This window comes from Bifidobacterium sp. (assembly GCF_051876855.1).
GTDB lineage: Bacteria > Actinomycetota > Actinomycetes > Actinomycetales > Bifidobacteriaceae > Bifidobacterium.
This window is the reverse complement of the sequence record NZ_JBJEIH010000091.1, coordinates 1-12,133: the sequence shown is the minus strand read 5'-3', so window position 1 is coordinate 12,133 and position 12,133 is coordinate 1. Positions and strand designations below refer to the sequence as shown.

The following is a 12,133-nucleotide window of genomic DNA, read 5'->3' as shown; positions in this document are numbered from 1 at the left end:
TGTGGCACGCCCGGAGGAAGGACGCGGCGGACAGTCGGCGCAGCCCTCCACGCGCAGCGCGCAATCAGCGCAGTTCCAAGTGCAGGAAGCGACCCGGCATATCGGGCAGAACGGCAATGTGATCAGCGAAACGCAGTCGTATGTTTCCGCGAGCGTCCGGGTGCGCAAAGATGGCGATACCAGCGTCGAAGGGTTCGCCGACAGCGACGCCGAAACAGTGGCTTTCCAGGCCGCCAAGCAACAGTCCGACGGGCAGGATGACGGGCAGAACGGGCGCGGCGACGATGAGCATGCTCCGGAAACCATTCTCATTCCCCTGCTTGAGCGTGAGGAGCGCGCGATGCGGGACGCCCGGGAAAGCCTTGAGGCCGCGTCCCGCCAACAACGCCACCACAGCGACACGTCCGAGGTTTCCGACAAACCGCAAAATGCCGGAAATCAGGTGTCTGGCGGGCAATCGGATGCGCACGACAACGGTGACGGTCACAGCGAATCCGTCATTTCAAGCGGCGCAGATGACAGCCATAGCCATGCCGACCAGGCAGACAAAGCTGATCAGGCCGAGCAGGAACAGCGGAATCAACAAGGCGGTCGAGCCGGGCAACCGGCCGATGCCAACCGTGGCGAAGAGGCTGCCGCCGGGCAGTCCGGCACCACGCCGAAAGCGTAACCGCACGCCAACGGGCACAATAGAACACAAGAATCACAGGACATAGCCGCACGACCCCCCTGTTTCCTTCCGGAAAGGCACAGGATGGGCGCGCGGATCAACGACAGGAGCAGACATGGACATCGAACTGGGCATCCAGAACGTGGCACGGCCGGTGAGCTTCACTTCCGATGACACCGCCGAGCATATCAGCGCGATTATCGACGACGCGGTCGCCAACGGCAAAATCATCGACCTCGTGGACACCAAGGGCCGGCATATCGTGGTTCCGGGCGCTGCGCTCGGCTATGCGCTGATTGGTTCCGAGACCAAGCACGCGGTCGGTTTCGGCGCGCTGTGAGTTCGCGCGGGGGCATGCGGCGCGCGTAGTTTCTGGATGCACGTGAACCTGCGCAAGACACGTAATCGCACAATCGCGTGTAATCACACAGTGCACGTAGGCATTCGGCACGCATGCTGAGCGTGGCTGGAGCTGGGGTGCTGCTGCAGGCCACTGCGGGACCGCTGCGGGGTCGCGTGGATTGTGTATGCAACTCCGGTTGCGCGGACGGTATTGCGGCCAGAGGTATTGCGCAGACCACGATCACACGGACGAGAGTCATGCAGATAGTAGTCGCGCGACGGTATTGCACAGACCGTTGCCACACAGCAACGACATAATGCCCGACCTCCTCACCAGGAGGCCGGGCATTTCATTACCGCACGTTGTCGCCTCGCATCATTGCGTTGCGTCGTTGTTTTCCCGCCGGTCTGTCGTCGAATTGAATCGGCGTTGAATTAGGTTGCCACGGACAACAGGCATGCTGTTATTGCCCCCGATACTCTGGGCCACGAATCAAATCAGCGGAATCGCGCCTCGTTCAACGATGCGCCTGACTGTGTCATCATCGGTCAAGTTCTCCCCCAATCGGTTCGGTTTGCCGCCTTGCCCGTGCCAATCGGAACCGCCGGTTACGAGCAGATGGTGGCGTGAGGCGATATCCAGCAGGCGCCGACGCTGCTGGGGCGGATTGCCGCGATGCCATACTTCAAGCCCGTCCAGTCCGGCATCGATTAGCCGCTCAATCTGGTCGTCCGACAGCAGCACGGGATTACGGCTGGGATCGCCGGCATGCGCGATGACGCTGACTCCACCAGCATGTTTAACGGCACGAACCACATCGGCAGCGTCCGGTGACGGAGTGGGAATGTAGTAAGGACTGCGCGAGCCGACAGCACCATCGAACGCCGCCGAGCGATTTGGATACGCCCCAGCGGCGACCAACGCATCCGCGATATGCGGCCGACCGACCGTCGTCTCATCGCCTTCACGAATCTGAGCGAGCACATCATCCCATGTAATGGGATAATCCTTGGAAATCAGCTCAACCATGCGCTTTATGCGTTCAAGTCTGGCCTGCCGAAGCCTGAGAAACAATCCGCTGATCTCGCGATTGTGCGGATTGTACTGGTATGCGAGCATATGCACCGACACGCCGTCCGCATCCGACGTCACTTCAGTGCCCCGCACCAGATGCAGGCCGTACTCCGCGGCAGCCGTTGCCGCATCATTCCAACCAGCAGTGGTGTCATGATCGGTGATCGCAACCCCGTGCAGTCCCAATGCGCACGCTTCACGAATCATATCCGCAGGTGTCTGCCGCCCGTCGGAGAAGACGGTGTGACAGTGCAAATCCCACCCCTCGGATGGCGGATTATCGGCGATATGTGCAAGAGTCATATCACCATCGTAAGCTGGATATTCGCAACCGGCCAACGACACGCGCACAAGCGCGGCGCGCACAGCACATCGGTAACCAGCAAGGAAGGCGGCATCGTGAGCGAACAGACGAGACCAAAGCCACAACAGCAACGGAATTCGAACGCTTCGGTGGAACAGGAGGCGGTGATTCCCGGCTGGCGGCATGGCAGCACATGGACGTATCTGATTATGCTGCTCGCTTCTGCGGCGGCCCTGTTCGTATCGTTCATGCTGTCCGCCGAGACGCTTCGACTCGCACGCCGGCCTAATCAGCTGCTCGCCTGCGATATCAACAATGTGGTTTCCTGCTCGCAGGTCGCGCAATCCTGGCAGGCGGAGCTGGTGAAACTGGGCGATTTGAGCTTCCCGAACGCCTTCTTCGGCATTGCGGCGGAAAGCGTGTTCGTGACCATTGCGGTGATTGGTCTGGCGCGTGTGCGCGTGCCGCGCTGGTTCGCGACTTGCACGTGGCTCGGCGGGCTTGCCGCGCTGCTGTTCTCCTACTGGCTGACCACGCAATCGTTGTTCGTGATTCACGCGTTGTGCCCGTGGTGCCTGGCGCTGATGTTCTCGACGACCATCCAATTCATGGCGTTGAGCCATGCGACGGTCACGGTGCAGGATATCCCACGCGGCAAACGCGGTTTGCGCACCTATTACCGTCTGAATTATGACCTGATGGCGGATGTTGTGTGGGTGCTGGCGATTATCGCGCTGATTTTGGTGAAGGACGGCAGCGCAATCTTCAGGTGAGCCGGGCCGCATTCGGCAGTATCGCACAGTGGATGACCGCGCCGCACGGTGGATGACCGTGCGGCGCGGCGTGATGTTGTGTGACATTACAAACGTTGCGCGATGTTGTGGGTGAACCTGTACTCCGTCAGTTGAAAAATCAGCCAGTCGCGAGAATCCGTCAGTCGTGAGGATTCAAGGAGCACACCAGGCGAGTTACAACAGGTCGATGCGGCCGACCAGTGTCGCTGAACCGGTGAGGAACACCCGGTCGTCGCGGACGTCAACTTGCAGGGTGCCGCCGCGCACGGTAATCGTCCAATGGTGAATGCCGGTTTTGGCCAACAAGGTGATGCCCGTGGCGCACAACCCCGTTCCGCATGACAGGGTCTCCCCCACTCCGCGCTCGTTGACACGCATCGTAGCCTTGCCGGTATCAGTACCGACGTCTTGGGAATCGATGCGGACGAATTCAGCGTTCTGATCGGACTCCAATACCGGAGCGACCACCGGTTTGGTTACAAGATCCAGCGCCTCAACCGCCGGCAGAGTGGATTCCCCATCTTCAAGCACGCTGACCACGTGCGGATTGCCCATATCCACGAATGTGCCGCGGGCTGACCCGTCAGTCCCAGGAATCGTCACGTTGAAAGCATCCGTCTCCCCACGTTTCCACGGACCCATGTCCACACGGAACACATCGTGGCCACATGGGGCCATATCGCCGAGCGAGACGAGCGTTTTCACCCCAGCACGGGTTCCCAGACGGAACGGCTCGCCGCCTACACCTTGCGCGTATCCGAGCCGTTGCGCGAACAAGGCCGTGGCACGCGTTCCGTTGCCGCACATTTCAGCGAGGGAACCGTCCGCGTTGCGGTAGTCCATAAACCATTCGGCGCCTTGGGCACGAAGGTCTGCGGCGGTATCAGCGGAAACGTCTCCCACATGCTCGGGGTGGGTCAGGCGCAGCAGGCCGTCTCCGCCGATGCCGAAATGACGGTCGCACAGGAAACGGACCTCATCCGCAGTCGGCTCGAATTCGCCGTCGGGATCGGCGTATATCACGAAATCATTGCCAGTGGCGTGCGCTTTGTATACCGTGTGTGGAATGCTCATGCCATCACTGTAGCGTTTCAACGCGAAGCTCGCTGACAGCGCATCGTATAACGGGCGTATGCGGATGTTGATGGGGGTGCGCAGCGAGAAGCGCTGCAGCGTCGGCTGTCGCAACTGTTGCCAGTCGGTAATCTCGGGCGACATAGATTTCATTCGCAGTCCCTGCGCCTTTGCGCCCCGCGCCCATCGAACGGTTCCGGGCGGCACGGCCCACAACAGAAAAGCGAGACTGCACACCCCGCGTACATCGGCGGTTTTCACAATCCGATAATCGAGAAGCAAACAACTCAAGGAATATGACATGCCGATCATTCATTATTGACGAGTTTCGCCTTGAACTTGTAGACAATCATGACGACCTCGGTGGTTCCTGCCGCCGTAACGGTCATCGCCGTGCCGTCCGGGAACAGCGAGGCAGGTAATCCGGTCGCCTGGACACCTTCGACGCACCAGTCCTCCTCGAGAATGGTATGACTGGAGCCGTTCGCATCCCTCACCCCGATGCTCACCGGCTTGTTCATGGTCTGCTTGCACATGAACACCGCGTAATACATTTCATCGTCGGCAACATCTTGCGAGAATCCGATGGAACCGTTGCCCCGAAACTTGCGAGAACCGAGTTCGGTGTGCGGACGATACTCGGTCATCATCTTACTTTCCGCATAGCTGCGTAACCCGGGAACGGTGAAGTCCGCATAGGTTTTCAGATAATCCGGCTGCACCAGCTCCGACGAGGAAACGTCGGTAGACGCGGACGCGGCGCCGTCCGGGGACGAGGCTCCACTTGGACCGCACGCTGTGGAGCACAACACCATGCAGAGGCAGCTTGCCGCCGCCACGATGATTTTCAGGGCATGCATGCTTGCCGACCGGTACGCTCTGTTACTGTTCATGACAACCTCCTTGTTGTCGGACGGCGCCTTCAGAAGGCTCCTGTTGTAATCCCGCAAGAATCCTCGGCGATTTCCGCGATAACATTCAGCATAGCCCGCGGTATCGTGCCATGTAAACACCACCGGCTGCCGTTCCCGACGATGCCAGCCGGTACAACCTGTTCGAAGCTGTCCGGCAGGGAACCGATCCGAGCACACAAGCGCAAGCCTGTCAGCCGACCATCCTGGCTTCCTGCTCTCAGATGCCGGCAGCTGGTATCGCTCAACCGTTCCAGCGGCCCGGCGAATGCCGCATGCCGACAGGCTGGGCTGCCGTCCATGCAACCGCCAAGTTCTGGCGACAGCTTTTTTCGATAGTGGTAATGGACAAACGCGCCGGACCCCTGTGAGCAGACGTGCTGCGGTCTTACCAGTGTCACGCGTGTTCGAGTTCGCCACGCTTCTTGCTTTGCGCGTACATCGCACCGATCTTGCGCGCGTACCAGATGAGCACGACCGTGCCGGCAAGTGCCACGACGATAAGCATCAGCATCAACGCACTGATACCAGTTTTCGCCAAAGCCCCTGCGATGCCGCCGGGCGTTGATGCAGCAGCCTTCTTGGTTCCGGAAGATGCAGCACCGCTCTTGGCGTTGCCGGTTCCCGTTGCGGCGGCGTCCACCGTGCCTTTCGATGGTGTCTTATTGTTTGGCGCGTTTTCGCGATTGACCATCGCGTCAGCAGCGATCTTGTTTGTCGCCGCTTGGGCGAGCGCGGCTTTGGCTTTCGCCAGCTGTTCCTTGCTCTGCGCTAATGTCGCAGCGCTCTTGACAAGCTTGGCGTCGGCATCGGCCTTTGCCGTGGTGGCATCTGCCAGTTCAGCCGTTGCCGCACGCAGCGCGGGCGCATCGGCGTCCCTCTGGCTGTCCGCAGCGCGCTTGGCAGTCAGTGCTGCATCATTGGCGGCTTGTGCGGAGTCGCGGTTCTGCCTTGCCTGCTGCAATTGTGCATCCGCCTGCTTGACGGCATCGCTGTCCGCGGCATTGTTCCGCCTGACTGCGGCATCATTGGCCAAAGCCCTCGCATACGCGGCTTCGGCACTTTGTAGTGCAGCCGCCGCGGTTGCCAGCGACAGCGCTGCTGCGGCAGCCTGCCGTTGCCCTGCGCTCGCGCTGGCAACCGCTTTTGATGCGGCAGTCACACGCTGTTGCGCGGCATCCGCTGCCTGTTTCGCATTCTTGTTGTCAGTAACTGCTTGATCATATGCGCTCTGGGCCTCGGTCAAGTCATGTTTCGCAGATTCATAGGCGCTGTCCGCGGCTTCGGCGTTGCTCTTCGCATCTGACGACACACTCGACGACGGCTGCGCTGTAGAAGTTCTCGTGCCCGCTTTCTCCCCGGATCCTGCTGCGAACGCAGTTCCCGGCAGCATGCAAGCCACGGCTGCGACAACCGCAATAACGTACCTGATACGTTTCATTGTTCCCCCTATCCTTGCCGGCGCGAATGGCTCCACGCGGCAATGTCCTGCTCTGTCGCCCATTATGGCCCGGATGCGACGACATCCGAAGGCCGATAATTCGACATTACCAATGCGACACGCCCAGAGTTGCACTTGTATCGAAGGTATTCTCGCTACATGCGAAGCCGGGTTCGCCCATCTGCGCTTATCCATGCGCTTCTACAACACGGCATCGTTCAATCCACCCATATCATCAGACATCAATTGCAACACGCCGTTGGGGAACGATGCTACTATCTGCGGTAGCGCGTGCAGTTCGGATTGCGGACACGCGGCATCGTCGTTGAATGAATCGTTGAGGAGGAGCCATGACTTCCACTGCACCGATCGGCGTGTTCGATTCCGGGTTGGGCGGCATCACGGTGGTGCGTGAAATCGCGAAAGACCTGCCGAATGAGCAAGTCCTGTATTTCGGCGATTCCGCAAACGCCCCGTACGGCACGAAAACTCCCGAACAGGTGCGGAAACTCGCGTTCGCCATTGTGAACAACTTCATTTGCGAAGGCGTCAAAGCCGTGGTCATCGCCTGTAATACGGCGACATCCGCCGCAGTCGACCCGTTGCGCGAACAGTTCACCATCCCGATCATCGGCATGGAACCGGCGTTGAAGGTCGCATGCGACCGTGGGCACGGCGTTCCCCAGCATGTCATCGTGGCCGCCACCCCACTGACCTTGCGTGAACAGAAATTCGCCAAACTCATGGCTCGGTTCAACTCGACAAACGTCATTTACAAACAGCCTTGTCCAGCGCTGGTGGAAATCGTGGAGCACGGGCAGCTTGACGACAGCGAGCTGGTCGAGCGCACACTGCACGGGTATTTTGACGGCTATGACCTCGAGACGATTGACTCCGTAGTACTCGGCTGCACGCATTTCCCGTTCTTCCGCGAGTACTTCCGTCGGCTCATGCCCAGCAGCACGGCAATCATCGACGGAAACGTGGGAACCGTAAACCATTTGCGCGTAGTGCTCGAAGCGCTCGGCCAGCTCGCCCCCGAAGATGCGGAAGGCTCAATCGTGCTGTCCAATTCCGACCCGAGCGAGCGGATGACCACGTTGATGCACCAGCTGTTGACACGGTAGTCGTCAATCGGTGAGTCACAGGGTGCCCGGATGGCCGGATGTCCGGGGCAGTTTCCCAGTTGTATCGGGCGGGCCGCGATGGCTGTCTGTCTGCCGAACGATGCATCTGTCCGCTATGCGATCAGGCAGTCACACCATGGGCAGATAACACGAAAAACCGACAACGTCACCGATTTATCCGCACGTCCTGCGATCCGATAGTCGCACCGCAGGACGATAGCCCGGACAATCGGACGGTACCCGCGCGCAACCCGCCCGATGTACAACCAGACAGTCGCACCACGAGCAGATAGCCAGAACAATCGACAGAACCACAGCCAAATCTGCCCGCTGTGCAATCATGCAGTCACACCACAGGCAGATAAACGGCACAGACCGGGCGCACCTCAGCCATATCACCCAGCCATGCAACCGTGCAGTCACACCGCAGACAGATAGCCGGGACAATCCGGAGCACCGCCACGATATCTCCCTGCCGTGAGACAAGGCGGTTACATCACAGACAGATAACCAATCCACCGAACGGTACCCGCGCGCAACCCGCCCGGTGTGCAACCAGACAGTCACACCGCGGACAGATAACCGGGACAATCGACGGAACCGCCACCATATCACCCAGCCATGCAACCGTGCAGTCGCACCACGGGCAAATAAGTGGCGACACCAGACGCAACACCGCAACACCGCGGTCATCAGTCGGCCCACCTCATGCCCTCCCCAACGCACCCCCATGCGACATTTCAGTATGATGTGCCCGATTTACGCCATCAGTCGCCGCTTTGTCCACGCGTCACCCGTAAGCTCACCAATATGCGCGCATGCCAAGCATGCGTCCGGTGAGATTACCAGGTGTGAGGGAGACGAGATGGCAAAAACGGCGCTTATCGATGTCGGCGGAGGGTATCGTGCGATCTTCGGGGCAGGCGTCATGGACCGGCTCATGGAAATGCACATCGACTTCGACCACTGCTACGGCGTCTCCGCAGGAAGCGCCAACATGGTCGGGTACATCGCGCGCCAGCCCTACCGCAGCCACAAGTTCTATACCGAGTACGCCAATCGCAAGGAATACGCAAGCGTTCAAAACTTCAGGAAGAACCATAATTTCGTCGGGCTCGACTACGTGTACGGCACGCTGTCGAACCACGACGGCGAATATCCGGTGGATTTCGAAGCGTTTGAGGCGAACCCGACCGGATTTACCGTCGTCGCGTGCAACGCCGAAACCGGTCAGCCCAAGTATTTCGACAAGTCCGATGTCCATTTCGATGATTTCGACATCATGAAGGCCTCTTCCGCCGTGCCTGTAGCTTGCGAACCGTATGTCATCGACGGGGTCCCCTATTTTGACGGCGGCATCGCCGATCCCATCCCCGTGCAGAAAGCCATCGACGACGGGTACGACCGGGTCGTGGTGATTCTCACCAGGCTCAAGGATGTGCTGCGCGAGCAGAAGAAGGACATCATGCCCGCGCACATCCTGGAACGCACCTACCCGGCCGCAGCCGACCGGCTGCTCAACCGATACCAGACCTACAACGACGAGGTGGCGCTGGCCAAACGGTACGAGCAGGAAGGCAAGGCGCTGATCATCGCGCCGGAATCCCTGTACGGGCTGTCCACACTGACCAAGAAATTCGAGGGGCTGGAACGCATGTACCGTGCCGGGTATGCCGCCGCCGAGGCGATTCCGGCGTTTTTGGAAAGCTGAACGCCGCGAATCCTGATTACGCGCGGTTGTTGGAGACCGATTAGGCGAGGTGGTGACGAAAAATCCTGACAACCCGCCAGCGCAATCTGGAAGGCGAGGCACCGGAATCAACAACCATGGAATCGGCCGCCCCGCAACCAGATGACCCGAACTAGGCGTGAGCGAGGCGCCGGGTCCGACGCGGCAACGCCGGTACACGCCGGCACACATGAATCGACACAGACGGCAAGTGGCGGGTTTCAAACATCCCAAGCGTCTGAAACCCGCCACCGATGAGGAATCCGCGTCGCGCCCGAATCTGAGCGAAGGTGCGGATATCCGTGCTCTGTACTAATTGCGCGAAGCCGATCCGGTCGCGCGCGCGGAAGCCGCTGCCGTGGACGCAGCAGCAGCCGCATCGGACGGGATTTCACCGGCGGTGAGCATGGCCTTGGTGACCTGCTCGTACAGATCCTGATACCCGCCAGGCGTGGATGCGGGCAGCACCACGGTCTTCGCGTTGCGGGACTCGGACAGCGAGCGCATCACGTCGAGGTACTGGTTAAACAGGACCACATTGTTGACATCGGTGATATTCATGCCGACGGCCTGCAGGCTCTTAATCTGGTCGACGATGCCGTTGGCGATTTCACGGCGGTAGTTCGCCTGACCCTCACCCTGCAGACGAGTCTTCTCAGCTTCCGCGGCGGCCTGGGTTTCAATCTGGATGCGCTGGGCTTCGGCGCGCTGACGGGTGGCTTCCTTCTCACGCTGGGCGGCGTTAATCGAGTCCATAGCGTTCTTGACCTGCGGGCTCGGGTCGATCGCGGTGATGAGGGTCTTGACGACGGTGAAGCCGAAACGGCTCATTTCCGTACCGACCGTTTTCTGCACGTCAGCGGCGACATCGTCCTTGCGGGCGAATGCGTCGTCGAGGGTGAGCGCCGGAATCGCGGAACGAAGCGCGTCCTCCATGTAGCTGCGCAACTGGCCGGCAGGATCCTGCAGCTCATAGTATGCGGTGGCAACGGATTCCGGAGCCACACGGAACTGCGTGGAGGCGACCACGGTGACGAACACGTTGTCCAGGGTCTTGGTTTCCAGCTTCACATTCAGCTGGCTGACCCGCATATTCGTTTTCATGGCGATGCGGTCGACAAACGGGATCTTCATACGCAGGCCCGCATATTGCACCTTGTGGAACTTGCCGAACCGTTCGATGATATAGGCCTGCTGCTGCGGGACCACGTACAGCGCCGAGCACAGCAGAAGGAACACGATGACGACGAAGGCGATAACAAACGGCATGGGGATTCCTTTCATCCGATTCCGCGCAATCTTTGCGCGAACAGCCGTCTCCATCGTATCAGGAACCGGGCAGAATGCCGAAATCCAGCCATTTTCAGGACATGCTTCCCAAAAGCTGAGAGCCGGCTATCGATTTTTGCGAACGCAACGCCACCACATCAAAGCGCGCAGGTTGTTAGGGTCAAAGACAATCAACACATTCACACTGACTGTAGTGATCTGCAGCCACACAGCCATACCGCAACTGCCGGATGCGGCACGTATCACCGCGACGCAACGCCGGCACGCCGCATGTCCCATCCAAGGAGGTTCCGCATGCCACGTATCTTCCAGGTCAGCGTTCCGTCCCTGCGGGTCACGCTGTCCTCCATTTTCCGCAAACAAGGCTTCAATTCGACCGACGCCTTGTATCTGGCCGGCACACTCATCGACGCCGACCAGAGGGGGATCAGCTCGCACGGCACGCAGCGCATGGCCATGTACGACGCGAAAATCCGACATCGGATCATCGACCCGCACGCCCGCCCCGGCATTGTGCGCAGCAAAGGGGCCAGCCTGCTCATCGACGCCCACGCGGCCATGGGGCAGCTCGCCATGCGTGAGGCGACCAATCTGGCCATCGGACTGGCGCAATCACACGGCGTGGGACTGGTAACCGTACGCAATTCGAACCATTTCGGCACCGCCGGGCAATACGCGCGCAAAGCCGCCGATTCCGGGTTCATCGGCATCGTCTCGACGAATTCCAACCCGATTGTCGCGCCAACGCACACTGCCGTCCCGGCCCTAGGCAGCGACCCGATCGCCGTGGCCGCCGGTTATGGGGACGACCAGCTGGATTATGACGCGGCGACCAGTACCGTGTCGCTCGGCAAAATCGAGATTCACGAGAAGACCGGCACGCCCATAGACGCCGATTGGGCGGTTGACGCGCGCGGAACCGTATCTCACGATCCGGCCGCCATCATGGACGGCATCCGCTCCAAGCCGCGCCGGGCTGCCCTGACCCCGCTCGGCGGGCCGGGCGAAAACGGCGGCGGGTACAAAGGTTACGGCCTGGGGCTCGCGGTCGAACTGCTCACCGGACTGCTCGGCGACGCGCCCGCATCCATCGACCTTAAGGGCACGCGCATCAGCCACAGCATCCTCGTGATTTCCCCGGAAGCGTACGGCGGCAGCGATGCGCTCGCCGCGCGGGTCTCCCAACTCGCCAAACGCCTGCGTTCCCTGCCCTCAAGCGACGGGCATCCCGTGCTGTTCCCCGGCGACAAGGAACGCGCCGCAATCGCCCGGCACCGCGACAGTGTGCCGATCGACGACGTGACCTACCGACAGGTGCGGGATATCGCTTGGGGCCTGGATATCGACGAGCCGCAGATTGTGCGGGTTGAGGGGGT

Annotated in this window: 10 protein-coding genes; 5 read left to right on the top strand and 5 right to left on the bottom strand. The window is 60.4% G+C overall.

All coding sequences use genetic code 11. The features are described 5' to 3' along the window. The first annotated feature begins 785 nt into the window (after window positions 1-785). Window positions 786-1,010 carry a DUF3107 domain-containing protein gene (locus tag ACI38B_RS06130; protein ID WP_015450064.1) on the top strand — a complete coding sequence of 75 codons (225 nt, stop codon included), beginning with the start codon at window positions 786-788 and terminating at the stop codon, window positions 1,008-1,010. A 495-nt stretch (window positions 1,011-1,505) separates the two neighbouring features. On the opposite strand, the gene ACI38B_RS06125 is transcribed toward ACI38B_RS06130, so the two are convergent. Next, window positions 1,506-2,390: a PHP domain-containing protein gene (locus ACI38B_RS06125; protein WP_439729979.1), complete on the bottom strand. Its 885-nt coding sequence runs from the start codon at window positions 2,388-2,390 to the stop codon at window positions 1,506-1,508. On the opposite strand from ACI38B_RS06125, the gene ACI38B_RS06120 reads away from it, so the two are divergent. Continuing rightward, a complete protein-coding gene (locus tag ACI38B_RS06120; protein WP_439729978.1) occupies window positions 2,376-3,164 on the top strand; it encodes a vitamin K epoxide reductase family protein in 789 nt (262 codons plus the stop codon). The two genes, ACI38B_RS06125 and ACI38B_RS06120, sit on opposite strands and share 15 nt — an antisense overlap. Window positions 3,165-3,359: 195 nt before the next feature. On the opposite strand, the gene dapF is transcribed toward ACI38B_RS06120, so the two are convergent. From dapF to ACI38B_RS06105, 3 genes are all read right to left on the bottom strand, one after another. Beyond that, on the bottom strand, window positions 3,360-4,259 hold the full coding sequence (gene dapF, locus ACI38B_RS06115) for a diaminopimelate epimerase (protein WP_439729988.1): 900 nt from the start codon (window positions 4,257-4,259) through the stop codon (window positions 3,360-3,362). 308 nt (window positions 4,260-4,567) lie between these two features. Continuing rightward, window positions 4,568-5,152, bottom strand: coding sequence for a hypothetical protein (locus tag ACI38B_RS06110; RefSeq protein WP_439729977.1), 585 nt, complete (start codon window positions 5,150-5,152; stop codon window positions 4,568-4,570). Between the two features lie 415 nt (window positions 5,153-5,567). Continuing rightward, the gene (locus ACI38B_RS06105; protein WP_439729976.1) at window positions 5,568-6,611 is read right to left on the bottom strand and encodes a hypothetical protein; all 1,044 of its coding nucleotides are present in this window, start codon (window positions 6,609-6,611) and stop codon (window positions 5,568-5,570) included. 350 nt (window positions 6,612-6,961) lie between these two features. Here ACI38B_RS06105 and murI point away from each other — a divergent pair, with 350 nt between their 5' ends. Then, entirely contained in the window at window positions 6,962-7,738 is a 777-nt protein-coding gene (gene murI, locus ACI38B_RS06100) for a glutamate racemase (RefSeq protein WP_439729975.1), read from the top strand. 865 nt (window positions 7,739-8,603) lie between these two features. Continuing rightward, complete coding sequence (locus ACI38B_RS06095) at window positions 8,604-9,449, top strand: patatin-like phospholipase family protein (protein WP_439729974.1); 846 nt, start codon at window positions 8,604-8,606, stop codon at window positions 9,447-9,449. A gap of 330 nt (window positions 9,450-9,779) precedes the next feature. Here ACI38B_RS06095 and ACI38B_RS06090 read toward each other — a convergent pair whose 3' ends face one another. After that, the gene (locus ACI38B_RS06090; RefSeq protein ID WP_439729973.1) at window positions 9,780-10,736 is read right to left on the bottom strand and encodes an SPFH domain-containing protein; all 957 of its coding nucleotides are present in this window, start codon (window positions 10,734-10,736) and stop codon (window positions 9,780-9,782) included. Between the two features lie 315 nt (window positions 10,737-11,051). Here ACI38B_RS06090 and ACI38B_RS06085 point away from each other — a divergent pair. Next, on the top strand, window positions 11,052-12,133 hold a 1,082-nt coding region (locus ACI38B_RS06085), incomplete at its 3' end, for an Ldh family oxidoreductase (protein WP_439729972.1).